This is a genomic window from Cellvibrio sp. QJXJ, from assembly GCF_024452345.1.
In the GTDB taxonomy this organism is placed as follows: domain Bacteria; phylum Pseudomonadota; class Gammaproteobacteria; order Pseudomonadales; family Cellvibrionaceae; genus Cellvibrio.
On sequence record NZ_CP101662.1, the window covers coordinates 4695007 to 4720637 of the forward strand.

A 25631-nucleotide genomic window follows, 5' to 3' on the forward strand; every position below is an offset into this window, starting at 1 on the left:
GTGAGTGATGAACAACAATCTTCCCCGTTTACGCCACCGCCTTCTGGCCCTGTTATAGACAATACTGCTTCATTGGGTAAACGTTTTCAGGCCATGGTTATCGACGTGGTAATTATGATGGTCTGTATCTTTCCCTTTGCGCAAAGTCAGGGTTTGATGGAGATCGCCGAAAAGCAGGGCACCATTCCGCCGGAGCTGGCGTTGAAGTTGGTGTTATTTCAGTTGATGATGTTTTTTGTGCTGCACGGCTTTTTATTGCATCAATACGGACAAACCATTGGTAAACGTATTATTGGTATTGCGATAGTCACTATGGATAACCAAAAGCCTGCATTTTTGTTTTTGATTCTGCAGCGCTATGTGTCCCAGTGGTTGATGGGTATGGTGCCGGTCATCGGCATTTTGCTGCGCTTGGCGGATGTACTGGCGATTTTCCGTGAAGACAAACGCTGCATTCACGATCACCTCGCTAAAACCAAAGTGATTGATCTGAAAATTCCCGTCACTCACAGCCAGACCATACCTACCAGCATCATCGTATAAGCCAGTTTACATAAGCCCTTTATGTGCGGCGCTGATGTTTACAGCGCTGTTATTTACGGCGCAAATTCGGAGCTCAGTTATGTTCACCGGTATTATTGAAGCCATTGGCGAAGTGGTAGCGTTGCAGCCTAAAAATGGCGACCTGCGCCTGCGTATCAAAACGAACAATTTGAACTTGGCTGATGTGCATTTGGGCGATTCGATTGCCACCAATGGCGTCTGCCTCACCGTTGTTGATTTACCCGGCGATGGCTACTGGGCCGATGTCTCGCGCGAAACCCTGGATAACACCACTTTACCCAGTTGGAAAATTGGGCAGCGGGTGAATCTGGAAAAAGCACTCACCCCGCAAACCCGCCTCGGTGGCCATATCGTTAGTGGCCATGTGGATGGTGTGGGCGAGGTAGTCAGCCGCCACCCGGATGCACGCTCCGAGCGTTTTCGCATTCGCGCGCCGAAAGAGTTGGCGAAATATATCGCCCACAAAGGGTCAATTACGGTGGATGGTACTAGTCTTACCGTTAATAAAGTGGATGGCGCCGAGTTTGAACTCAATATTGTGCCGCACACGCTCAAGTGGACGATCATGGAGTCCTATCAAGCGGGCAGCAAAATCAATCTGGAAGTGGATGTGCTCGCGCGCTATCTGGAGCGGTTGATGTTGGGCGAAAAAGCCGCTGAAGGCGAAGGGCAGGGCATCACCCTGGAGTTTTTGGCAAAAAACGGTTTTATGTAATCGGCATTTCCTAATAGGAATTGGTAACTCGGGATTCTCTATGCAACTCAACACCATTGAAGAACTGATCGAAGACTTACGTCACGGCAAGATGGTTATCCTGATGGATGACGAAGACCGTGAAAATGAAGGCGATTTGATTATGGTCGCCGAACAGGTGCGCCCGGAAGATATCAACTTTATGGCAACCCACGCACGCGGCTTGATTTGCCTCACGCTCACCGCCGAGCGCTGCAAACAACTGGATTTGCCGCTGATGGTGAGCGACAACAAATCCCAGCACACCACCAATTTTACTGTCTCGATTGAAGCGGCCGAAGGTGTTAGCACCGGTATTTCCGCTGCTGATCGCGCCTTAACAATACGTGCGGCGGTAAAAGCCAATGCCAAAGCAACGGATATAGTTCAACCGGGCCATATCTTTCCGCTGATGTCGCAGCCGGGTGGTGTAATGAGCCGTGCCGGTCATACTGAGGCCGGTTGCGACCTGGCGCGCCTGGCCGGCTTTGAACCAGCAGCGGTTATCGTGGAGGTAATGAACCCCGATGGCACTATGGCGCGTCGGGCGGATCTTGAGCAATTTGCTGAGCAACATCACCTGAAAATCGGTACCATTGCCGACCTGATTCACTACCGCGCCACCAAAGAAAAAACCGTGGAGTGCATCAACAGCCGCAAAGTGGATACCCTTTACGGCGAGTTTGATTTGCACACCTACCGCGATACCGCGCGCGGCGATTTGCACTTTGTGATGACCAAAGGCGAGATAGACGCTGAGCCAACCTTGGTGCGGGTGCATGTGATGGATATAGCGCGCGATGTGCTCAGCCTCAAACGCACTTCGGTTGCTGGCGGTAAAAGCTGGACCTATCAGGATGCACTGCAAAAAGTCAGTGAAGAGGGCAAGGGGGTCGTGCTGTTAATCTGCCACGATGAATCCACCAAAGAAGTAGAGGACAGCATCGATTGGCTGATCTCTGGCAAACAAATGCGCCGCAGCTCGGAAGTCCTCTACAAACAAGTGGGCACCGGCTCGCAAATCCTGCGCGACTTGGGTGTGCGCAAAATGCGTGTAATGTCTGCACCCATGCGTTACTCCGCGCTCTCCGGTTTTGATTTGGAAGTGGTTGGCTATGTTTGCCCGGAGGGTGACTGAAAGGTTTGCCCTGAAGGCGAGTAACCTCTTCCCAAACCTCCCTTTAAAAGGGGGGAGGCTGGGAGGAGGTAAACGAATTTAAAAATTGGAAAATTTAAAGAGAAAAGAGTATGAGCAATATCAAAGTTGTTGAAGGTGATTTTTCTGCATCTGCTGGCAAATATGCATTAATCGTTAGCCGTTGGAATAGTTTTGTCGTGGAAAGTTTGAAGGATGGCGCGCTGGATACCCTGCGTCGTCACGGCATCAAAGATGAAAACGTCACTATTTATTACGCTCCGGGTGCATTTGAATTCCCGCTGACGGCACAGAAAATCGCCGCCAAAAATGAGTTCGACGCAATCATCGCCTTGGGTGCGGTAATTCGCGGCGGTACTCCGCACTTTGATTATGTTGCCGGTGAATGCACCAAAGGTTTGGCACAGGTGTCACTGCAATACGGCGTACCGGTGACCTTTGGTGTGTTGACGGTAGACTCCATCGAGCAGGCCATTGAACGCTCTGGCACTAAAGCAGGTAACAAAGGTGTAGAGGCGGCATCCACTGCATTGGAAATGGTTTCCCTGTTTGGAAAAATTTAAGCTCGGCAAGATTTAATTTTTAACCATCGCACCGGTTATTCAAATTCTGCATTCAAGTTCTTTATCAGGTAATTGTTCATGAGCACTTCTTCCGGCCAGCAAAAAGGCCACACCGCTGCTACTCGCCGTATGGCGCGCCACTACGCTATGCAGGCGCTTTACCAATGGCAGATGGCAGGTTCCAGCATCAATGCCATTGAAGCGGAATTTCGCACCGACAACGATATGAGCAAAGTGGATGTGGATTACTTCCACGAAATTTTGCATGCCGTGCCTGAACATCTCAGTGAGCTTGAAGCGCTGTTTACGCCCTTTTTGGTTGACCGTTCACTGGCGGAACTGGATGCAATTACCCGCGCACTGCTGCGTATGGCAACCTACGAATTTAAATTCCGCATCGATGTGCCCTACAAAGTCGTGATTAATGAGGCAGTAGCCCTGGCTAAAAAATTCGGCGCGGAAGACAGCCACAAATTTATCAATGGTGTGTTGGATAAAACCGCTGCGGTGGTGCGGGCGTTAGAAGTTAACGCTGAGCGCAACAGTCGCTAGTTTGTATTCATTTCCAAGGTGGGCAGTGCTCACCTTTTTCTCCCCGTCTTATTCATTTCCGGCGTAAAACAGTGCCCAGTGAATTTCAGTTAATCCAGCAGTTTTTCCAGCGCGAGCAAGCTGAACAGCCTGCCGAAGGGGTATTGCTGGGGATTGGCGATGATTGCGCACTGCTGCAAGTTCCCTCGGGAAAACAATTGGCGGTATCAGTGGATACACTGGTCGCTGATGTACATTTCCCGGCGGATGCAGATCCCGGGTTAATCGCCGAGCGCGCTTTAAGAACCAATTTAAGTGACCTCGCCGCCATGGGCGCTGACCCGCTGTGGTTTACCCTCGCACTGACACTACCTGCAGCAAACGAAGACTGGCTGCGTCGTTTTAGTCGTGGCTTATTCGCGTGCGCGCGCGAATTTGGCATTGCCTTGGTTGGTGGCGATACAACCTCTGGCCCGCTGTCGATTACGATTCAAGTGATGGGCGCAACCCAACCGCAACAGACCCTGCGGCGCGATGGTGCGAATATCGGCGATTTTATTGTAGTGACCAACTTTGTGGGTGATGGCGCTGCCGCGTTGGCCGCAATCCAAAACACCCATAAATTTAACGTTGAGCACGCAGCGTATTTGCAGCAGCGTTTTTATCGCCCGACACCGCGCTTATCAGAATCGACATTGATTCGTGCAATCGCCAGCAGCGCCCTGGATATTTCCGATGGCTTGGTGGCTGACTTGCAGCATATTTGTGATGCCAGCGATTTGGGTGCGGTGATTTATGTGGAGGATTTACCACTATCACCCGCGCTGCAATCCTTGAATGATGTGACACAAGCACGCCAATGGGCGCTTAGCGGTGGTGATGACTACGAGCTGTGTTTTAGTATCGCCCCTGAAAATATGCCTGAACTTGCTATGTTAATTGCGCAGGGCAAATTACACGCGACAGTCATTGGTGAAATGATTGCAGGCGGCAAGGTTGTGTGTGAATTAAATGGCGAGCCCTACACGATGGCTCGCACCGGATACCAACACTTTTAATTAGATTTTTTATGGCGAAAGCAGCGCTTCATACACCCAGCTTCAAACAATTGCTGGAAAACCCGAATCATTTATTTGCTTTCGGTTTTGGCAGTGGCTTGGCACCTAAGGCGCCGGGCACGGTTGGCACTATGGCAGCGATTCCATTTTTTATATTGCTGCAAGATTTATCCTGGCCGATTTATTTGAGTTGGCTGTTGGTGACTTTTGCATTAGGGGTTCTGTGGTGTGATCGTTCATCCAAAGCGCTCGGCGTACACGATCACGGCGGTATAGTGTGGGATGAATTTGTCGGTTTCTGGATCACCATGTTTATGGCGCCCGCCGGTTGGATCTGGATAGTCATTGGATTTGTACTGTTTCGTTTTTTTGACATTATCAAACCCTGGCCAATTAATTGGCTGGATAAAAAAGTTCACGGTGGTTTCGGCATTATGATCGATGATGTATTGGCCGGAATTTACGCACTGCTTGTGCTGCAACTCATCGCCTATTCTGTGAGGTTTCTGTGACTGTTCGTTTTGTGGAATCATCCAAGTTGCCAACCCCCTGGGGCATTTTTGTGATGCACGGTTTTTGTGATGCCGAAAATGATAAAGAGCATGTGGTGCTCACCATGGGTGATGTTAGCAGCGACGAACCTGTGCTGGCGCGCGTTCATTCCGAATGTTTAACCGGCGATGCACTGTTTAGCATGCGCTGCGACTGCGGTCCGCAATTACAGGCGGCCATGCACAAAATTGCTCTAGCAGGGCGCGGGGTGATTTTTTATCTACGTCAGGAGGGGCGCGGTATTGGTTTGCTCAATAAAATCCGTGCCTACCATTTGCAGGATCAGGGCGCGGACACAGTTGAAGCCAATGAGCAATTAGGTTTTGGCGCTGACATGCGCGACTACTCTATTCTCAAACCGATGATTGAACACCTGCAGATTAAATCACTCAAATTGCTCACCAATAATCCGCGCAAGGTAAAAGCCCTGCAGGAAATGGGTGTGAATATTGTAGAGCGTTTGCCCCATCAAACCGGGCGCAATCCCCATAACGCTAAATACCTTGAAACCAAAAAAGGTAAGCTCGGGCATTTATTTAATGCTGCCGACGACGAATAATTTTTGAAATCACTTTTTTACTGAGAGTAACGCAATGACACGAATTGCAATCGCCGGTGCCGCTGGCCGTATGGGGAAGGCGCTGATTGAAGCCACCCAAAAAAATCCGCAAACCACTCTGGGCGCCGCAACTGTGCGTGCGGGCAGCTCACTGATTGGTGTAGACGCCGGTGAGCTGGGCAATGTTGGAAAGTTGGGCGTAACCTTAGTGGATAATATTGCCGCTGTGGTCGACCAGTTTGATGTATTAATTGATTTTAGTTCGCCGCTCGCAACACTCGATAATGTAAAAATTTGCGCTGCGCACAACAAACCAATTGTTATTGGCACCACTGGTTTTAGTGCCGCAGAAAAAGCCGAGCTGCTTTCTTATCAAACACAAATTCCTTTGCTGCTCTCGGCCAATTTTTCCACCGGTGTAAACCTGTGTTTTAAATTGCTCGATTTGGCGGCACGGGTGCTGGGCGATGAATACGATGTGGAAGTCTACGAAGCGCATCACCGCCATAAAGTGGATTCACCTTCAGGTACCGCCATGCGTATGGGGGAAGTGCTGGCCAATGCATTGGAGCGTGATCTGGATAAGGTCGCAGTCTATGGTCGCGAAGGTCAAATTGGTCCGCGCCCGCGCGACACTATAGGTTTTGCCACAGTGCGCGGCGGCGATGTGGTGGGCGATCACACGGTGATGTTTATGGCCGATGGCGAGCGCGTAGAAATTACCCACAAAGCTTCCAGCCGTTTAGCTTTTGCCAATGGTGCGGTGCGTGCCGCCGTTTGGTTGCAGCAACAACAATCCGGTTTGTTTGATATGCAGGATGTATTGGGCCTGCGATAGTTTTTATGATCGGTCGCGCGGTAAAGTCTTAAATCCATTTTGTAAAACATCGCACAGGGAATTAAAGAATGGCCGGTTCCAGTTTATTAATGTTGCTCGATGATATCGCCACTGTACTTGATGACGTGGCGGTAATGACCAAAGTCGCCGCGAAAAAAACCGCTGGGGTGTTAGGCGATGATCTGGCGCTCAATGCGCAGCAAGTGTCCGGTGTGCGCGCTGAGCGTGAGTTACCTGTTGTATGGGCAGTCGCCAAAGGCTCGGCACTCAATAAAGCGATTCTGGTGCCTGCCGCGTTATTCATTAGCGCATTTGTCCCTTGGTTGATCGTCCCGCTGTTAATGATTGGCGGTGCTTATTTGTGTTTTGAAGGATGTGAAAAGCTCGCACACAAGTATTTTCATTCTCAGCAAGAAGAAGCCCAGCATCACCGCGAGTTAATCGAAGCGGTTGCCAACCCTGAAGTGGATATGGTTGCCTTCGAAAAAGACAAAATCAAAGGCGCTGTGCGTACGGATTTTATCCTCTCCGCTGAAATTATTGTTATCGCCCTGGGGTCGGTGGCCGCGGCGACATTTGCCAAACAAGCTGCCGTAGTCGTCAGTATCGCAGTATTGATGACGGTGGGTGTCTACGGATTTGTTGCGTTGATTGTGAAGCTGGACGATATAGGTATGCACCTGTGTAAAAAGTCGAATCCTGTCGCACAGGTTTGCGGTAACTTTTTATTAGCCGCCGCACCGCGCCTGATGAAACTCTTATCCGTACTGGGCACTGCCGCCATGTTTATGGTGGGTGGTGGGATCGTGACGCACAGTATTCCCGTGATTCATCATTGGATTGAGCATGCAGCCACTGCGACTGAACCAGTGGGATGGTTCACTTCATCGCTATTGAATGGTGTTGCCGGGGTGGTGATTGGTGCGCTGGTGCTTGTTGTTGTCAATGCCGTGTTATGGATTGTTAAAAAGAAAAATTAACATTTTTACATTAATATCTTTAATGCATATTGTGACTAGCTATTAATTTCTACTCCTGTGGCGGGGCTCCAAGAATATGGCTAAATGGATTTCGTCAATGAAGCTAAATGAGATTAAAATTTCTAAAACCTTCTCTGCCGTTATTCTTATTATTGTGATCAGTGTTTTCTTGTTGCCGGTGCTGGGAATGAACTTTATGTTCTGGCTTGCTGAGCGCAAAGAGCAAGCGCATTATTCGGCGCTGGATGAGCAAGTTGAAAATAGAGTCCAGCTGGTCACTCTTTCGTTAAAAAAACTTCAGCTCACTGATCCTGCACTGTTTAACTGTATCAGTGAGCTGGCACTTGAGCAGGCTAAAATTCCTCCCTCCAGTTCAGGCGGTATAGATTCTGTCGTTGAGCTCCAATGGCTGGGGTGTGCCAATAAAGGCATTGCCAGTCTTGATGGTATTGAAACATTAAAGCAGCTTTCTTCCATTGACCTGCGCGATAACGCGATAGTCAATCTCAATGTATTGGCGCAGTTGCGTGAACTTGAAAACCTAGATCTTTCCAACAATGCGGTTACCAGCCTTGAGGCGCTCGCCACACTTCCCAACTTAAAAGAAATTCGTCTTTCCGGAAATCAACCGAACAGCATTAAACCGCTGTTGTCTATTGCCACTTTGAAGGCTGTGGATATGCCGGATACAACACAAATTTATTGTGCTGACCTGGAGGTGTTTTTAAATGAAGCCACATTTATTGCCCGACACACTAATCATAACCAGGAATGTAAAGGCGAATACAGTTCGGACATAGGACGCGTCATTGCACTCAAAAACGCGGGGGATACCTTAACACCAGAAGATGAAAGCTTGTTGTTGGAGTATGAGTTGCAGCAAATGAAGGAAAAGTATAAACAGAAATATCAGTAAGTTTTCCCCTCGCCCTTTAATGTATTTGATCAGTTGATAGAATATGGAGTTTCGATGATAAAAAAAATATTAGTAACTGCCTTTATCGCATTTGGCCTGTTCCAGTTAGCCGATGTAAATTACCGGATGAACCATGAAGGCATCGGACTGCTTAAGTTTTTAAATCCTGCTCCAGCACCAGTGCAAGTTGTTGCAGCTGCATCATCCTCATCCGTATCTTCCATAGTGGTTGAAACCAATCCCTGCACCAAGGCTGGATTTGCCTTGAATGCGACTTTTACATCAGGTATTAAAGCGCGCCTGCCGGAATTTTTGTTGGATGCAGTAGAGCCTGAGCGTGATTCCCTGGTGTATTTTTCCGAATTGATTGGTATTAAAACTCCATCGGTAGAATTCAGGTGGAGCAAGGGTGGGGCGGAATTTTACCGTGAACAGGTTGATGTGAAGGGGATGCGTTGGCGGGTTTGGTCAGCCATTAATGGGTTAACCAAACCGGATGCGCAGCTGCATAAAACCCTGCCATTAACTGTTGAAATTTGGTCCGGCCAATGTATGGTTCATGCGGACAAGATTCATTTTTCTGCTGATGCACATGCAATCCACCTCGATCAATCTGCGAGTTATTTTGATTATTACAATAAAACCCTCGGTGATGTATCAAGTGCATTCCAGTATTCGCAAGAGGTTAACAATACCGCCTTGGTTTATCGTTTTGATGAAAAACGGTTAAATCCAAAAATCTATATTGATATTGAAAATCAGCTGCGCAATGAGTTAACGCGCGATGTTTTTAGCCGGTATGTTGAACGCGATAAAGCTCTCCCACTGCCCTCTGCAAAAGGTGGGGTTGTGCTTAATTATTCTGATGTGAATATCAATCGCAAAACAGCGGGTGGTGATACGGTGCTATTGGAGGCAATTAAAAACAATAGCCAAAACACCATCAAGAGTTTGCTGGCAATTGGCGCCAATCCATTTATCCGCGATGCGGAGAATCGCTCGCCCCTGGATTTGGCGCTGGCTGCAAAAAATAGAATGTTGGTTGAAATGCTTCTGGAGCACATGATCTCCGGCAATTCGGTTGAGCGTGCCGGATGGAGCGACATCAGTTTTGCGAACATTTTATCCAGCGGTAATTACGCTTACCTTGGTGGGCGTAATCGTTTGGGCGAAACCTCATTGATGCGCGCTGCTGCATCCGGTGATGAGTTTGCGATCATTGGTCTTGTCGGTTTGGATGCTATGGTAGAAGAATCCGAATCGCTGCCTTATCAAGATCCTTATCATGTTGATTATGCTGGGCGCCAGGCTGTGGATATAGCGCAGGAGTCGGGGTACTCCGGTGCGGTCTTGTTGTTAGAGAAGGCGATGGAGCGGTTTTCTCCATCCTGGAGCGTTTATCGGATGGTGATTGCATCGGAGTTGCAGGGAGATACGCCTACCCAATGTTATATCCAGCCGGGGCAGCGAATGTGGTTGTTGGCCACACTGGTGGATATTCCAGTAAAGAAAGTAAAGCTGGAATGGTCTGTCAGGCAAAGTTACAAGGATACTTGGCGTCTGGTAAAAACAGAGGAGTATCTGGTCACCAATAGCGAGTATCAACTTAAAAGTTATGTCGATAGTCTTGATCTTGGGCGGGATCCCATTTGGGAGGTTCAGGCCAAGCTTTATATAAATGGCCGTCCTGCCCACAATGGCGCTATTAGCAGGAATTATTCATCGGCTAGTAAGACGGATTGTGATTACGACAACCACTATCAAAAGAGTTCCCTTAAAAAACAATTTGCGGCTTGGGTGCCTATCAATATTGTCAGTAAGCGCGCCACCGGTTTTTCAGCCGAAAATTTACGCATCTATCAAAAATTATTAGAGGATGCTGTGCTCTATGAAAGTCCCTCTTTGTTGCAGTATCTGTTAGAAAGCGGCATGGACCCGCAGATAAAACATCACGATAACTCACTAGTTCGCAAAGCGGTAACGAATAAAAAATTAGCCTTGGTGCAATATCTGCTCGCGGGTGGTGCAGACCTGATGAGCGCCGATGTTGCACTCCGTCAGAGTAAGAGAAGCCTTATTAATGATGCTATTTATGAAAATGATTTAACTATGGTGAAGTTTTTATCCCGACAGGGCTTGCCGGTTACGGAGGTCAATGCCGGTGTTGCCCAGCCGTTGGTGAAGGCAATTGATAATTGCAATGCTGATATGGTGGCCTTGTTGTTGAGTTTGGGGGCAAATCCGTCCTTACAGCTAAGCGCCACAGAAAATATTACTGTGATGGACTATGCCGAGCGTTGCTCCTATGAGCCTCGAGTTAGGGAGGTGCTCAGTAATAATTATTTAAGTGAGGTTAATTAACGGACATGATGAGGGTTCTGCAAAAAAGGGGGGGGAGGTGACTTCGCCCGAATCAAGGCAGATTCCCGTGGACAGCCGCTGGCGAGTCCCGTAGAATTCGCAGCCAGATTGTGCCCGACCAGATGTAGGGCAACAAAAGAATACAAAACGGTTCGCACAAGAACATAAAAAAGCGAGATGAGATTAGAGTTTCATCTCGCTTTTTTACAACCAAACGTTTTACAGTCAGATTAATTTTGCCTTTTAACTCAATGACTTATCGCGATGCTCACTTCACAAGTGTCAATGCGACTGACTTTTTGAGCCTGAAGAAACTGAACGTCTGTGTGATTTGGATGACGAACCTACATCGATTTATTAGCTTGCTTTAAGGGTATCCCGCAGGGTTAGTGACTGCTGGTGTTCTCCAAGCCAAAACCCAACCAGCTCAGGAGGTTGTTTTGACTACTCAGGAATCCCTTCCTGCCCCGAAGAAGGCCATTTTGGTCCTTGCCGACGGTAGTGTTTTTCGTGGTATCGCAATTGGTGCTGACGGTTTATCGGTGGGCGAAGTGGTGTTTAATACCGCGATCACCGGCTATCAGGAAATCCTTACCGATCCATCCTATGCCCAGCAAATTGTTACCCTCACTTATCCCCACATTGGCAATACCGGCACCAACAGCGAAGATGAAGAATGCGAGCGCATTTGGGCTACTGGCCTGGTGATTCGCGATTTGCCCTTGTTAGCCAGCAGCTTCCGCAATCAGGAAAGTCTTTCCGATTATCTCAAAGCGCGCAATGTGATCGGCATCGCTGATATCGATACCCGTCGCTTGACCCGTATCTTGCGCGACAAAGGCGCCCAGAACGGCTGCCTGATTGCGGGAGATGATATTGATGAAGCCAAAGCGCTGGCTGCTGCCAAAGCTTTCGGCGGTTTGAAAGGGCTGGATCTTGCTAAAGAAGTAACCGTCAGCGAGTCATATACCTGGAATGAAAGTAGCTGGACCTTAGGTGAAGGCCACAAAACCTTGACCGGCGCGAAAAAATTCAAAGTAGTCGCTTACGATTACGGAGTTAAGCGCAATATCCTGCGCATGCTTGCTGATCGCGATTGTGAACTGATTGTTGTTCCCGCCAAAACCACTGCTGCTGAAGTACTGGCAATGAATCCGGATGGTGTTTTCCTCTCCAATGGCCCTGGCGACCCTGAGCCATGTACTTACGCTATCGAAGCGATTAAAGCTATTTTGGAAACTGATACACCGGTGTTTGGTATTTGCCTTGGCCACCAATTATTGGCGCTGGCCTCGGGTGCCAAAACCATCAAGATGAAATTTGGCCATCACGGCGGCAACCATCCGGTACAGGATCTTGAATCCAAACGCGTGATGATCACCGCGCAAAACCACGGTTTTGCGGTAGAAGAATCCAGCTTGCCCGTCAACCTCAAGGCGACTCATAAATCCTTGTTCGATGGTTCCTTGCAAGGTATTCATCGCACCGATAAGGCCGCGTTCAGCTTCCAGGGTCACCCTGAAGCCAGCCCCGGCCCACACGATGCCGATACCTTATTCGACCACTTTATTGAATTGATGCAAGCGCGCAAGGCGTCCTAATCGGAGCAGACATGCCAAAACGTACAGACATAAACAGTGTATTGATTCTCGGCGCTGGCCCGATCGTAATCGGCCAGGCGTGTGAATTTGACTACTCAGGCGCGCAAGCCTGTAAAGCCCTGCGTGAAGAGGGTTACCGCGTTATTTTGGTGAACTCCAATCCAGCCACCATCATGACCGACCCGGCGATGGCGGATGCAACCTACATCGAGCCGATTGAATGGCAAACCGTAGAAAAAATTATTGAAAAAGAACGCCCCGATGTAATCCTGCCCACCATGGGCGGCCAAACGGCGCTCAACTGTGCGTTGGCGCTTGCTAAACACGGCGTGTTGGAAAAGTACAATGTTGAGTTGATTGGCGCGAAAGAAGAAGCCATCAATATGGCAGAAGACCGCAACTTGTTCGACCAAGCCATGAAGCGCATTGGCCTTTCATGCGCCCGCGCGAAAATCGTTCATACCTTGGAAGAAGCCAAAGAAGCACCGAAAGAATTCGGTTTCCCATGCATCATTCGCCCGTCATTTACCATGGGTGGTTCAGGTGGCGGTATCGCGTACAACTGGGACGAGTTTGAGGAAATTTGTACGCGCGGTTTGGATTTGTCACCGACCAATGAATTGTTGATCGACGAATCGCTGCTCGGTTGGAAAGAGTACGAGATGGAAGTGGTGCGTGACAAAAACGACAACTGCATCATCGTCTGCTCGATTGAAAACTTTGATCCGATGGGCGTGCACACCGGCGACTCGATTACTGTTGCACCGGCGCAAACCCTTACCGACAAGGAATACCAAATCATGCGCAACGCATCGATTGCGGTATTGCGTGAAATCGGCGTGGAAACGGGCGGTTCCAACGTGCAATTTGCGGTGAATCCGGTTGATGGCCGCATGGTAGTGATCGAGATGAACCCGCGGGTATCGCGTTCATCTGCACTCGCATCTAAGGCGACGGGTTTCCCGATTGCAAAAATTGCTGCCAAGTTGGCGATTGGTTATACCCTTGACGAATTGCAAAACGAAATTACCGGTGGTGCAACTCCTGCTTCATTTGAACCATCAATCGATTATGTTGTTACTAAAGTGCCGCGCTTTACCTTTGAAAAATTCGGTGAGGCGGATGCACGCCTGACTACCCAGATGAAATCAGTGGGCGAAGTGATGGCGATTGGCCGCACTTTCCAGGAATCGCTGCAAAAAGCCCTGCGCGGTTTGGAGGTTGGTTCGGCCGGTTTTGAATCTAAAGTGGATTACACCACCGAAGAGGGCGCTGCCAAAGTTCGCCGCGAATTGACCACTGCTGGTGCCGAGCGTATCTGGTATGTGGGTGATGCTTTCCGTATGGGTATGAGCGTTAACGATGCTTTCAACCTGTCAAAAATTGATCCCTGGTTCCTCGTACAAGTCAAAGAACTCATCGATATAGAGCAGTCACTGCGCGGTAAGTCACTGAATGATTTGGATGCAGATCAGCTGTTCAAGCTCAAGCGTAAAGGCTTCTCAGACAAACGTTTGGCGCTGCTCCTGGGGGCTAGCGAAAAGGCGGTGCGTCACTACCGTCAAGGTTTGAATATTCGCCCGGCATACAAGCGTGTTGATACTTGCGCGGCTGAATTTTCTACCTCTACTGCTTACATGTACTCTACCTATGAAGAAGAGTGCGAAGCGAATCCGAGCGATAAGAAAAAGATTTTGGTTATTGGCGGCGGTCCTAACCGTATCGGTCAGGGTATCGAGTTTGATTACTGCTGCGTACACGCGGCACTGGCGATGCGCGAAGACGGTTACGAAACCATTATGGTTAACTGTAACCCTGAAACCGTATCGACCGATTACGACACATCTGACCGTTTGTTCTTTGAGCCGGTGACCTTGGAAGACGTATTGGAAATCGTCCACAAAGAAAAACCGGTTGGTGTGATTGTGCAATTCGGTGGTCAAACTCCGCTGAAATTGGCGCGCGCACTGGAAGCGGAAGGCGTACCCATTATCGGTACCAGCCCGGATGCTATCGATAAAGCGGAAGACCGCGAGCGCTTCCAACAAATGATCCACAAGTTGGGTCTGTTGCAGCCGCCAAATGCGATTGTTCGTTCGCTGGAAGAAGCTTTACTTGCTGCTGATAAAGTTGGCTATCCACTGGTAGTTCGTCCGTCCTATGTATTGGGCGGCCGCGCGATGGAAATTGTCTACAAAGAAGATGAGTTACGCACCTATATGCGCACTGCGGTACAAGTGTCAGAAGATGCACCGGTGTTGCTCGATCACTTCCTGAATAATGCCATCGAAGTGGATATAGATTCGGTATCTGACGGTAAACAGGTGGTCATTGGCGGCATCATGCAACATATCGAGCAATGCGGTGTCCACTCAGGTGACTCAGCCTGTTCATTGCCACCTTACTCACTGCCTGCTGATGTGCAGGACGCTATGCGTGAACAAGTAAAACAAATGGCGATTGAGTTGGGCGTAATCGGCCTGATGAATACCCAGTTGGCCTATCAAGACGGCAAGATTTACGTGATTGAGGTGAATCCTCGCGCCTCGCGCACTGTGCCCTTTGTATCCAAGTGTATTGGGGTGTCACTGGCAAAAGTGGCTGCGCGCTGTCAAGCGGGCACGTCGTTGGCCGAGCAGGGGTTCACCAAAGAGATTATTCCTGACTATTTCAGTGTTAAAGAGGCGGTATTCCCCTTTAACAAGTTCCCGGCGGTCGACCCTATTCTCGGGCCAGAAATGAAGTCCACCGGTGAAGTGATGGGTGTAGGTAACAGTTTCGGTGAAGCCTATGGTAAATCGCAATTGGGCGCCAACAACCGCATTCCCACTTCGGGTACTGCATTTATTAGCGTGCGCGACATGGATAAAGCTGGCATTGTCAGTGTTGGCCAGGATCTGGCTGAGCTCGGCTTTAAACTCGTGGCAACACGCGGTACTGCCACTGTGTTGGAGCAAGCTGGCTTGACTGTACAGGTTGTTAATAAAGTACAGGAGGGGCGCCCACACATTGTTGATATGATCAAAAACGATGAAATTGATTTGATCATCAACACGGTTGAAGGGCGTCAAGCTACCCGTGATTCATCATCGATTCGCCGCAGCGCAGAAAACCATCGTGTGTACTACAACACTACCCTGGCAGCTGGTTTGGCGGTGTGTATGGCACTTAAAGAAGTTAAAGAGATCGAAGTGCGCCGTCTACAAGACTTGCACAGTCGAATCGTTTAAAAGGATTAGGCATGAGCACTAAATTTCCGATGACAGAACAGGGCGCAGAAAAACTGCGCCTTGAGCTGGAAGACCTGAAAAAAGTTCAGCGCCCGCGCATAGTTAACGCCATTGCCGAGGCTCGTGCCCACGGCGATTTAAAAGAAAATGCCGAATACTCTGCCGCGCGCGAGCAGCAGAGCTTCTGTGAGGGGCGTATTAATGAAATTGAAGGCAAGCTTTCCAATGCCCAAATTATTGATGTAACTAAAATCCCCCACAGCGGCAAAGTATTGTTTGGCACTACTGTCACTATGATCAATCTGGATACTGAGCAGTCTATGACCTACCAGATTGTGGGTGACGACGAGGCGGATGTTAAATCCAACAAAATTTCCGTTAACTCACCTATTGCGCGCGCGCTGATAGGTAAAGAGGAGGGAGATGTGGTGGTAGTAAAAACACCAGGTGGTGATGTCGACTACGAAATTGACAAGGTTGAGCACATCTAGGCTGTTGAATTCAGGTCATAAAAAAACCGCCGTTGGGCGGTTTTTTATTAACGATGTAGATTGGATAATTTGGGGTTGGCTTTTTTATTGTGGCGATAAAGTAAAACTACTTTGCCAATCTCCTGAATCAGCTCAACATTAGGCAGGTTTAAGAGTTTGGTGACTACTTCCTTGCGCTCTTCGCGTTCAGCCAACGCCAGTTTCACTTTAATCAGTTCGTGATCATCCAGTGCACGATTAAGCTCTGCTACTACGCCATCACTCAGGCCATTGCCGGCGATGGTGACTATAGGGTTTAGTTTGTGGCCAATGGTGCGAAACTGTTTTTTGCGCTCTGGGCTGATCGGCATAAATGTACCTGAATTAATAATGAAATAATGGCGCGTATTCTACTTCATTCCATTGGGCAAGGCTTGTTTTTAGGGGGAACTGTTTTGGTGAAAGTGGGTGCTTTCACTGGGATAATTTTATTTTGACCTTGTTTTCGTCTCCTAGGGCCCCAATCATTCACTCAATATCAAAGCCTTCATGAAATAGAATTGGAGGTATATATCCAAGAGTATTCTTGGAAAAATCGGCGATTTCATGTCGCAGATGTGTAAGAATTAGCTAATTCCATTGGGGTTTCGCAAGTTGTGGAGCTATGCTGGGGTTTGATGCTTTCACCAAAATGATGTAACTGTGAGGATTTTTCCTTGAACGATATAACCAAGAATCTCGTGCTCTGGCTGGTAATCGCCGTAGTCCTGTTTAGTGTATTTGAGGGCTTCAATAAGCAGTCAGCGAGTAACACGTTGAATTACTCAGATTTTATCGCCAGCGTACGCGAAGATCGGGTAAAAGAGGTAACTATAGATGGTCTGGTTATCGAAGGGATAAATAGAGATAGCACGACATTTAAAACGATACGTCCTCAGGTGCAGGATCCCAAGCTTATTGATGATCTGTATAACCACAACGTTACTATTAAAGGGCGCGAGGTTGAGCAACCGAGTCTCTTGAATCAATTGTTGGTGGCAAGCTTCCCTATACTTATTATTATCGCGGTTTTCTGGTTTTTTATGCGCCAGATGCAAGGCGGTGCTGGCGGTAAGGGCGGCCCTATGAGTTTTGGCAAAAGCAAGGCGCGCTTGCTCGGTGAAGACCAAATTAAAACTACCTTTGCTGATGTTGCCGGTGTGGATGAGGCTAAAGAAGAAGTGCAGGAGCTAGTGCAGTACCTGCGTGACCCTTCTAAGTTCCAGCGGTTAGGGGGCCAAATTCCACGTGGTGTGCTGATGGTTGGCCCACCCGGTACCGGTAAAACCCTACTGGCTAAAGCAATTGCGGGCGAAGCCAAAGTGCCTTTCTTTTCAATCTCCGGTTCTGACTTTGTGGAGATGTTTGTGGGTGTCGGCGCAAGCCGTGTGCGCGACATGTTCGAGCAGGCCAAGAAGCAGGCGCCATGTATTATTTTTATCGATGAAATTGATGCGGTTGGTCGCCATCGTGGCGGTGGTCACGGCGGTGGTCACGATGAGCGTGAACAAACCTTGAACCAATTACTGGTAGAGATGGACGGCTTTGAGGGCAACGATGGCGTAATTATTATCGCTGCAACCAACCGTGCTGACGTGCTCGATAAAGCGTTGTTGCGTCCAGGTCGCTTCGATCGTCAAGTTTATGTTGGTCTGCCTGATATCCGTGGGCGCGAGCAAATTTTGAAAGTTCACATGCGCAAGGTTCCATTGGATGAGCGTATCAGTGCGTCTATCATCGCTCGTGGCACTCCCGGCTTTTCAGGAGCAGAGCTTGCAAACCTGGTAAACGAAGCCGCTCTGATGGCTGCTCGCGGTAATAAACGTCTGGTTACCATGGAGGATTTTGAGAAGGCACGTGACAAAATTATGATGGGGGCTGAACGCCGTACCATGGTGATGAGTGAGAAGGAAAAAGAGAACACTGCCTATCATGAAGCTGGTCATGCCATCGTTGGTCGCATAGTTCCGGAGCACGATCCAGTCCACAAAGTTACTATTATTCCGCGTGGGCGTGCTCTGGGTGTTACCCAATTCCTGCCAGAAGCAGACAAATACAGCATGAGCCGCCGTGCGCTGGAATCCAGTATATGTACTTTGTTTGGTGGCCGTATTGCCGAATTGATGACCCTTGGTGAAGATGGCATCACTACTGGTGCGTCGAACGACATTGAACGTGCAACCGCGATTGCGCGCAACATGGTGACCAAATGGGGCTTGTCATCCAAATTGGGTCCTCTTCACTATGGTGAAGAGGAGGGTATGTACCCCGGCATGGCTAGCCAGCAATATTCTGATGATACTTCAAAGCATATTGATGAAGAGGTTCGACGCATCATTGAGGATTGTTACGCGCGCGCGCAAAAGATTCTTGAAGATAATCGCGATATCCTTGAGGCGATGAAAGATGCACTGATGGAGTATGAAACTATTGATGCTGATCAAGTTGATGATTTGATGGCTCGCCGAAAAGTGCGTCCACCACGTGATTGGAATGACGATGATTTCAATAGTCATCTACGAGAAAAAGACGAAAAAGAAAAGGATAAGGGGAGTTCAGGCGATAACCCGGCCGGTCCTATCGGTGGCCCTGCCAATACTCATTGATCTCTTAGCGTGGCAAACAAGAACCCCGAGCTTGCTCGGGGTTCTTGTTTTAGAATAACTGCTTACTTTCAATAATCATCTTCTATGAAACCAATTTCCCCCTCTGTCACAAGTTTGTGTTGCGGTAAACATTTGTTAGATCTGACCCGCCCTGTGGTGATGGGTATTTTAAATACCACGCCCGACTCTTTTTCCGATGGTGGGAGCTACTACAAAAATCACCGGCTCTCATTGGATCTTGCTCTGCGTCGTGCCGAACAAATGTTGTTGGATGGGGCACAAATAATTGATGTTGGTGGGGAGTCAACCCGCCCTGGCGCTCCGATTGTCTCGGTGCAGGAAGAGCTGGATCGCGTTATTCCGGTGGTGGAAGCTGTGGTCGGGCAATTGGGCGCGCTGGTGTCGGTTGATACAAGCTCGGCATCGGTTATTCGCGAGTCTGCTAGTCGCGGCGCAAGTTTGATTAATGATGTGCGAGCCCTCCAGCGTGAGGGTGCGGTTGCTGCAGCTGCGGAGACGGGGTTGCCTGTCTGTTTGATGCACATGCAGGGTGAACCAGACACAATGCAGCAAAACCCAAATTACAGTGATGTGGTTGAGCAGGTATTTGGCTTTTTGGAGGATCGAGTTGCGGTTTGTCAGGCCGCTGGAATTGCTCGCGAACAAATCCTGCTCGATCCAGGGTTTGGCTTTGGCAAAACACTCGCGCATAATCTCGCGCTTTTAAAGCACTTGCCAGAGTTCGCGCGATTTGGATTGCCGTTATTGGTTGGAGTGTCGCGGAAGTCCATGGTTGCGCAGTTACTTGGTCGGCCAGTAGAGCAGCGATTGGCCGGTAGTCTTGCGTTGGCAATGCTTGCCGCCGAGCGCGGTGCTGCGATTATTAGGGTTCATGATGTCGCCGAAACGGTCGATGTCTTAAAGGTTCTTGCTGCTGTAAACCAATAGCTGGGTGCAGTAACTCATTGTTAGCGGAGTAAGGAAGTATGTCTCGTAAGTATTTTGGTACTGATGGTATTCGTGGTTTGGTAGGGGAGTTTCCCATAACCCCGGACTTTATGCTTAAGCTGGGTTGGGCTGCTGGCTGTGTGTTGAAAGATCGCTTTGATGGTCAGAATATGATTTTGATCGGTAAAGACACGCGCATTTCTGGCTATATGTTTGAATCTGCACTACAAGCAGGCCTGATCAATGCTGGGGTTGATGTGGGTCTGTTGGGACCAATGCCAACCCCAGGTGTTGCTTATTTGACGCGAACCTTCAAAGCACAGGCGGGTATAGTGATCAGTGCCTCACACAATAGCTATGTCGACAATGGCATCAAATTTTTTGGCGGTAATGGCAGTAAATTACCGGATGAGCTGGAAAACCTCATCGAGGATCAGCTCGAGCGACAAATGTCGACTGCAGAAAAACTGGGCAAGGCGCGTCGCATTGCGGATGCGTCAGGGCGCTACATCGAATTTTGTAAAGGTACTATGCCTTGGGGGTTTAACCTGAAGGGTATGCATATTGTTTTGGATTGCGCTAATGGCGCGACTTATAACATTGCACCCGATGTGTTCACTGAGTTGGGGGCGCGAATTACCTCTTTATTTGTTGAGCCGAATGGTACAAATATCAACCGCAGTTGCGGTTCTACCAAACCAGAAGCCTTGCAGGAAAAAGTCGTTGAGTTGGGTGCTGATTTGGGGATCGCCTTTGATGGTGATGGTGATCGTGTGGTCTTTGTTGATCACAAAGGTGAATTGATTGATGGTGATGAATTGCTTTACATCATTGCAGCTTATCAGCATGAATACGCTGGCGGTTGTGATGGTGTTGTGGGCACACTCATGAGTAATTTTGGTTTTGAGTTAGGCTTGAAAAAACTGAACGTCCCATTTGCTCGCGCTAAAGTGGGTGATCGCTATGTGATTGAATTGATGCGTCAAAACGGTTGGCGCTTGGGCGGCGAGAACTCAGGCCATATCGTATGTAGCAATGTAACCACTACCGGTGATGGGATTATTGCGGCACTTCAGGTGTTGCTTGCGGTTACCACTATAGGTGAGCCGCTTCACCGTATTAAAAAATCCATGACCAAGTTGCCGCAAGTGATGATCAATGTACATATGACTAAGCGTGTTGACTTAAGTAGCAATCCCAGCGTTCTAGCCGCAGTTAAACTTACTGAAGACAAGCTTGCAGGTACCGGGCGTGTTTTGTTGCGTCCATCAGGTACTGAGCCGGTAGTGCGTGTAATGGTGGAAGGTGAAGATAAGAAACAAGTAAAAGAATTGGCGCAGGAATTGGCAGCTACTGTCGAAGCCGCATTGAACTGATGGCTGCTGATGGGCGGAGGTTGCACTCTATTGTGGGCGTGCAAAATACGCTCAGTCAGCTTGAGTTGTATTCAGCGGTAAAATTTTTCCTCCAGTAAAACAAAAAAACAGATAAAAATCAGATGTTAAGCCAAGATTTTGTTGTATGTTGAAATCATCTTGGCTAACATTAGCGCCCGCTTTGGGGGAGGTATTGCTGTTGACTAAAGCAAGTAACGCCAAGCGCCGCCAACTTGTGGTTGGCAACTGGAAAATGAACGGTAACTTGAATGCAAATGGACTGTTGCTGAAAGCAATTGCCAGCGAATGGCAAGGTAAGCACAGTGCCGATGTTGTAATTTGCCCTCCTTTCCCGTATCTCGCGCACACTGCGAATTTGCTCTCTGGTTCTGAAATTATGACCGGTGCACAAACAGTAAGCGAGTATGAAAAAGGCGCATACACGGGTGAAGTTTCTGCTTTAATGCTTGCAGATTTGGATTGCAAATTTGTAATAATTGGTCACAATGAGCGCCGCCGAATGCAGCGCGAGTCAGATCGTGAAATTGCAGAAAAATTTGTTCAATGCCAAAGCGCGGGGTTGATCCCAATACTATGCGTTGGCGAATCAACTGAAGATCGTGATAATGGTTTGTATCTTCAAACTATAGGTCGACAGCTTAATGCTGTATTTGATCTTGTAGATAGGTCAGTTTTTTGCAATGCAGTAGTAGCTTACGAGCCTGTGTGGGCTGTAGGTACAGGTAAAACAGCTACGCCTTGTCAAGCTGAAGAGGTTCATCGTTTTATACGTAAGCAGCTTGGTGAGATAGGCCAAGAAGTAAGAATTCTGTATGGTGGTAGCGTCAAAGCGCACAATGCAAAAGATTTATTCGCATTAGCTGATATTGACGGTGCCTTGCTTGGCGGCGCTTCACTTGATGCCGACGAGTTTTTAGCAATCTGTAAAGCTGCTGAATAGTTGCTTTACATCAAACGCTCAAGAGAGCTTTGCAATGGAAAAATTAGTACTTATTATTCATTCACTTGCTGCAATTGCCATCATTGGTCTGATTTTGTTGCAACAAGGTAAAGGGGCTGCCGCTGGTGCATCATTTGGTGCTGGTGCTTCACAAACAGTTTTTGGAAGTGAAGGTAGTGGTAACTTTTTTACGCGTGCTACAGCAATAATCGCAACAATTTTCTTTTGCACAAGCTTTGGTTTGGCAGTTATTGCAAAAAATCAGTCGCAAGTCGCAACCCAAGGTTTGGTTGTTCCGGCTACAGTACAGCAACAAGATATCCCTGCAGCATCTGATGTTCCTGCTAGCGAGATTCCTGTAGCACCTGCTCCTTCTGATGTGCCTGCAGTACAAAATGAAGCTGCTCCAAGCACTAATCAGGTTGAAGAGAAAAAGAGTAATTAACGTATTTGCCCCGGTGGTGGAATTGGTAGACACGCTATGTTGAGGTCGTAGTGGCGAAAGCTGTGCCGGTTCGAGTCCGGCCCAGGGCACCAAACAAAAAAGCGCTCTTATTGAGCGCTTTTTTTTCGTCTGTTATTTTTTGGGTAATGCCAGAGTTTTGATTTGACTTGGTTGGAGTGGATGACATGGTGAGTGAATATGCGAATCAATATTTGCATTTGCGTGCACAGCGATTGGCGCGGTCAACCCGTGAATTTCTCGCCAGAGGAAAATCTGTTTTGCGCTGTGAGTCATGTCAGTTGGCGCAATTTGCTTGTATTTGTCCATGGCGCCCGACTATGTCAACAAATTGTGAGTTTGTGCTCCTGATGCACAGTGATGAAATTTTCAAACCTACTAATACCGGGCGGCTTATTGCAGATATTTTGCCGGGTCAAACCCATGTGTTTTGTTGGAGCAGAACTGAGCCTGAGGAAGACTTGTTGGCGCTGTTGAATGATGAGCGTCGGCGTTGTGTTTTGGTATTTCCAGCGGAGGCGGCAACTACTGCTTCCAAGCCCCATGAGGTAATTTATACGTTGCCTGAGGATGGCAAAATTACAACGTTTATTCTGTTGGATGGCACCTGGAAGCAAAGTGGCAGAATGTTTCATCTCAGTCGTTGGTTGGATGCTGTGCCCTGTGTCCAGTTGCCGGATGTTCTGGTGCGAGGTTATGCGGTGCGCAAATCACATCAGGAGCATTATTTGTCAACTGCTGAGGCGGCGGGTCTATGTTTGCAAATGGCGCGCGAACCATGTGTGGCAGATGCACTAATTGATTATTTTCAGTTATTTAACCTCCATTATCTGGCAACTCGTGCGACACAGCCCCCGATTATCGGTGAGTTACATCTGCGTATGCTGAATTACCGATAATGCATGGTGCTAATATCGCGCAAAAAAAGCGCTAATGGCGGCTAACCATTGGCGGCAATATCCTACAAAAAACAGTGAACTTTGCGACTGTTCTGAAATGGTTGCTTGCTGGACAATGGCATCTAACAAGGAGGTCGTCAGGGACGGTAGGTTGGCCAAGCAGGGTCAAGGGAAGCGCCTAATGCGAGCACTCACTCGATGAGTAGGGAGAGGGAATTACTCGATGTGGACAGGATGTTCACTATCGAGTGAGCAATGAACGGCGGTTTCGGCGTATGCTGATACCGCTTTTTTATTTCGCGGTATTTCTTTGTCATTCCAATCAATCTTCTTTTTTCAGTTCTACGCCACTAGCCTTTTTCTGCATAAAGCCGCGCACTCGCCCCAATAAAAAACTTTGAAAATCTGTTTCGGTAACGGTTGGCTGATTGTTAAGTTTCAGTTGTTGGTAGTCGTTTAGTTTTTGGCGCATAGCAACCGCCCGGTGAAGATTGCGTGCTGTTTGTTGTTCTGAATAGTCGGCCGCAAAAAATATATCCATTACCGGTAGTTGAGCGTTGTTAAATATACTTTCCAGCTCGGTTTTGGTTAGCGGTTCCTGCTGTTGCAGGTTGGCAATTATGAGAGCCTGAAGTGGGCCATCAATGGTATTTGGATCTTTTGGGTTGTCCTTAATCATCGGCAGTAACTTGCCCAAGCTGTAATAGGCACTGCTGTTGTCAGTAAGCACAACCACATTGAATTGGTTCTTCTGCGATAAATACGTAATGGCGGCATCTATGTAGGCAGAGATCAAAAATTCGCGGGAAATACTTGCTGAGCTGGAGCTTGATGCACTTGATACGGAGTTGTTTTCAGCTGTTTGATTTGGCTTGTCGTTATCATTCGTTGTGCTGTCGATATTTTCACTGTTGTGCTCACTCGACGATGAAGAGGATGGTCTTGCGGGAATTGACATAGGTGTTTGTGGTGGCATTGCCAGTGCCAATGTTTCCCATCCGTAGCGTGGCAGGTTTGCGCGTAAATTTTCCAGGGCGGGTGGCCAGTGCTGTGGATCTTCTGCTGCATGGAGCAATATCAATACGCCAAAGGTCGACTTTGCCTCTGTGATTCGATGCAATGCCAGTATTTTTCCGTATTCGGTGTCTAGCCATATGCTTTCGTCTTGCAGGACATTTGCAATGAGGGTCTTGTCGCGTATGGCACGCGATGCATAAGGCGCTGCTTCCACTGAGGAGTTGCTGGCCTGTGCTTCGACTTGTTGTTCATTGATTTGCTGTTTGTCGCTCTCGGGTTCTTGGCTATAGACATTCGTTATCATAAATATCAGCGTGATGAGCAGCCAGCCACTGTGATTGGCAAAACTAATTGGTTTTTGATTCCGTGCTAATGGCATGGTTTGACCTTGCATGCTGTAGGTTGTCAGGCTTTTCGCCTAGAATGTCGTCCGCTATTGATTCATATCGGGATATTTATGCAGAACTTTAAACGGGATTACAAAATTGCACCTTCAATTCTCTCGGCTGACTTTGCGCGTTTAGGGGCAGAGGTTGATGCTGTGCTTGAAGCAGGCGCTGACTTTATCCATTTTGACGTGATGGATAACCACTATGTGCCCAATTTAACAGTTGGCCCCATGGTGTGTAAGGCACTGCGTAACTATGGTGTAACAGCGCCGATTGATGTGCATTTAATGGTCGAGCCTGTTGATGACCTTATCGTACAGTTTGCTGATGCAGGTGCGACATATATTACCTTTCATCCTGAAGCATCCCGCCATGTGGATCGCTCATTGCAGTTAATTAAAGACAAGGGCTGCAAGGCGGGTTTAGTACTTAATCCTGCCAGTTCTCTTGAGCAGCTTCATTATGTGATGGATAAGCTGGATATGTTGTTGCTGATGTCGGTAAACCCCGGTTTTGGCGGGCAGAAGTTTATTCCCTATGTGCTTGATAAGCTGCGCGCGGCGCGTTCATTAATCGATGCCAGCGGGTACCCGATTCGGTTAGAAGTGGATGGTGGTGTTGGACTTACCAATATTCGTGAGGTGGCGGAGGCGGGTGCAGATACTTTTGTGGCTGGATCTGCGATCTTTAACGCCCCTGACTACCATGCGGTGATTACCGAGATGCGCGCGCAATTAGCGCAGGTTTAATTTCCAGATTCTTGCGTGGAATGAGGGTAGGCACGTGCAGATTAATTCAGTACACTTGCCCTCACGATCAAC

The 25631-nt window shown here is 48.3% G+C and carries 24 protein-coding genes and 1 tRNA gene; 23 read left to right on the forward strand and 2 right to left on the reverse strand.

Annotation, left to right across the window (positions count from 1 at the left end; all coding sequences use genetic code 11):
* The 15 genes from NNX04_RS20340 to greA all read left to right on the forward strand — a co-directional run bounded on the left by NNX04_RS20340 (position 1) and on the right by greA (position 16133).
* Positions 1 to 543, forward strand: a complete 543-nt coding sequence (locus NNX04_RS20340) for an RDD family protein (RefSeq protein WP_261947003.1) — start codon at positions 1 to 3, stop codon at positions 541 to 543.
* Positions 544 to 622: 79 nt separating this feature from the next.
* Positions 623 to 1279 (forward strand): riboflavin synthase, encoded by a 657-nt coding sequence (locus tag NNX04_RS20345; RefSeq protein WP_261947004.1) that lies wholly within the window; start codon positions 623 to 625, stop codon positions 1277 to 1279.
* A gap of 40 nt (positions 1280 to 1319) precedes the next feature.
* Positions 1320 to 2435 carry a bifunctional 3,4-dihydroxy-2-butanone-4-phosphate synthase/GTP cyclohydrolase II gene (ribBA, locus tag NNX04_RS20350; RefSeq protein ID WP_261947005.1) on the forward strand — a complete coding sequence of 372 codons (1116 nt, stop codon included), beginning with the start codon at positions 1320 to 1322 and terminating at the stop codon, positions 2433 to 2435.
* A 110-nt stretch (positions 2436 to 2545) separates the two neighbouring features.
* The gene (ribH, locus tag NNX04_RS20355) at positions 2546 to 3016 is read left to right on the forward strand and encodes a 6,7-dimethyl-8-ribityllumazine synthase (RefSeq protein WP_007644020.1); all 471 of its coding nucleotides are present in this window, start codon (positions 2546 to 2548) and stop codon (positions 3014 to 3016) included.
* A gap of 78 nt (positions 3017 to 3094) precedes the next feature.
* On the forward strand, positions 3095 to 3568 hold the full coding sequence (gene nusB / locus NNX04_RS20360; protein ID WP_261947006.1) for a transcription antitermination factor NusB: 474 nt from the start codon (positions 3095 to 3097) through the stop codon (positions 3566 to 3568).
* A gap of 71 nt (positions 3569 to 3639) precedes the next feature.
* On the forward strand, positions 3640 to 4605 hold the full coding sequence (gene thiL, locus NNX04_RS20365) for a thiamine-phosphate kinase (protein WP_261947007.1): 966 nt from the start codon (positions 3640 to 3642) through the stop codon (positions 4603 to 4605).
* Between the two features lie 11 nt (positions 4606 to 4616).
* Positions 4617 to 5117, forward strand: a complete 501-nt coding sequence (locus NNX04_RS20370; protein WP_007644015.1) for a phosphatidylglycerophosphatase A family protein — start codon at positions 4617 to 4619, stop codon at positions 5115 to 5117.
* Complete coding sequence (ribA, locus tag NNX04_RS20375) at positions 5114 to 5716, forward strand: GTP cyclohydrolase II (protein WP_007644013.1); 603 nt, start codon at positions 5114 to 5116, stop codon at positions 5714 to 5716. The genes NNX04_RS20370 and ribA overlap by 4 nt, the downstream gene beginning before the upstream one ends.
* A gap of 34 nt (positions 5717 to 5750) precedes the next feature.
* Complete coding sequence (dapB, locus tag NNX04_RS20380) at positions 5751 to 6554, forward strand: 4-hydroxy-tetrahydrodipicolinate reductase (RefSeq protein ID WP_261947008.1); 804 nt, start codon at positions 5751 to 5753, stop codon at positions 6552 to 6554.
* 68 nt (positions 6555 to 6622) lie between these two features.
* Positions 6623 to 7534 carry a DUF808 domain-containing protein gene (locus NNX04_RS20385; protein ID WP_261947009.1) on the forward strand — a complete coding sequence of 304 codons (912 nt, stop codon included), beginning with the start codon at positions 6623 to 6625 and terminating at the stop codon, positions 7532 to 7534.
* A 97-nt stretch (positions 7535 to 7631) separates the two neighbouring features.
* Positions 7632 to 8450, forward strand: coding sequence for a leucine-rich repeat domain-containing protein (locus NNX04_RS20390; protein ID WP_261947010.1), 819 nt, complete (start codon positions 7632 to 7634; stop codon positions 8448 to 8450).
* Between the two features lie 54 nt (positions 8451 to 8504).
* Positions 8505 to 10811, forward strand: coding sequence for an ankyrin repeat domain-containing protein (locus NNX04_RS20395; RefSeq protein ID WP_261947011.1), 2307 nt, complete (start codon positions 8505 to 8507; stop codon positions 10809 to 10811).
* Between the two features lie 440 nt (positions 10812 to 11251).
* Positions 11252 to 12412 carry a glutamine-hydrolyzing carbamoyl-phosphate synthase small subunit gene (gene carA / locus NNX04_RS20400; RefSeq protein ID WP_261947012.1) on the forward strand — a complete coding sequence of 387 codons (1161 nt, stop codon included), beginning with the start codon at positions 11252 to 11254 and terminating at the stop codon, positions 12410 to 12412.
* Between the two features lie 11 nt (positions 12413 to 12423).
* On the forward strand, positions 12424 to 15642 hold the full coding sequence (gene carB / locus NNX04_RS20405; RefSeq protein WP_007643996.1) for a carbamoyl-phosphate synthase large subunit: 3219 nt from the start codon (positions 12424 to 12426) through the stop codon (positions 15640 to 15642).
* 11 nt (positions 15643 to 15653) lie between these two features.
* Entirely contained in the window at positions 15654 to 16133 is a 480-nt protein-coding gene (greA, locus tag NNX04_RS20410; protein ID WP_007643994.1) for a transcription elongation factor GreA, read from the forward strand.
* Between the two features lie 47 nt (positions 16134 to 16180).
* Here greA and NNX04_RS20415 read toward each other — a convergent pair whose 3' ends face one another.
* Positions 16181 to 16483: a YhbY family RNA-binding protein gene (locus NNX04_RS20415; protein ID WP_151058643.1), complete on the reverse strand. Its 303-nt coding sequence runs from the start codon at positions 16481 to 16483 to the stop codon at positions 16181 to 16183.
* A gap of 345 nt (positions 16484 to 16828) precedes the next feature.
* On the opposite strand from NNX04_RS20415, the gene ftsH reads away from it, so the two are divergent.
* From ftsH to NNX04_RS20450, 7 genes are all read left to right on the forward strand, one after another.
* Positions 16829 to 18757: an ATP-dependent zinc metalloprotease FtsH gene (ftsH, locus tag NNX04_RS20420; RefSeq protein ID WP_261947013.1), complete on the forward strand. Its 1929-nt coding sequence runs from the start codon at positions 16829 to 16831 to the stop codon at positions 18755 to 18757.
* Positions 18758 to 18841: 84 nt separating this feature from the next.
* The gene (gene folP / locus NNX04_RS20425; protein WP_315973067.1) at positions 18842 to 19705 is read left to right on the forward strand and encodes a dihydropteroate synthase; all 864 of its coding nucleotides are present in this window, start codon (positions 18842 to 18844) and stop codon (positions 19703 to 19705) included.
* Between the two features lie 38 nt (positions 19706 to 19743).
* Positions 19744 to 21081, forward strand: a complete 1338-nt coding sequence (glmM, locus tag NNX04_RS20430) for a phosphoglucosamine mutase (RefSeq protein WP_261947014.1) — start codon at positions 19744 to 19746, stop codon at positions 21079 to 21081.
* A gap of 253 nt (positions 21082 to 21334) precedes the next feature.
* Positions 21335 to 22042: a triose-phosphate isomerase gene (gene tpiA / locus NNX04_RS20435; protein ID WP_410004095.1), complete on the forward strand. Its 708-nt coding sequence runs from the start codon at positions 21335 to 21337 to the stop codon at positions 22040 to 22042.
* 34 nt (positions 22043 to 22076) lie between these two features.
* Entirely contained in the window at positions 22077 to 22487 is a 411-nt protein-coding gene (gene secG / locus NNX04_RS20440; RefSeq protein ID WP_151058636.1) for a preprotein translocase subunit SecG, read from the forward strand.
* Positions 22488 to 22494: 7 nt separating this feature from the next.
* A tRNA-Leu gene (locus NNX04_RS20445) sits at positions 22495 to 22579 on the forward strand.
* Positions 22580 to 22825: 246 nt separating this feature from the next.
* Positions 22826 to 23404: a tRNA-uridine aminocarboxypropyltransferase gene (locus NNX04_RS20450; RefSeq protein WP_410004069.1), complete on the forward strand. Its 579-nt coding sequence runs from the start codon at positions 22826 to 22828 to the stop codon at positions 23402 to 23404.
* Positions 23405 to 23726: 322 nt separating this feature from the next.
* On the opposite strand, the gene NNX04_RS20455 is transcribed toward NNX04_RS20450, so the two are convergent.
* Positions 23727 to 24800, reverse strand: a complete 1074-nt coding sequence (locus NNX04_RS20455) for an alpha/beta hydrolase family protein (protein ID WP_261947016.1) — start codon at positions 24798 to 24800, stop codon at positions 23727 to 23729.
* 78 nt (positions 24801 to 24878) lie between these two features.
* Between NNX04_RS20455 and rpe the strand changes: the two genes are divergently transcribed.
* Entirely contained in the window at positions 24879 to 25559 is a 681-nt protein-coding gene (gene rpe, locus NNX04_RS20460; protein WP_151058630.1) for a ribulose-phosphate 3-epimerase, read from the forward strand.
* The last annotated feature ends 72 nt before the right edge of the window (positions 25560 to 25631 follow it).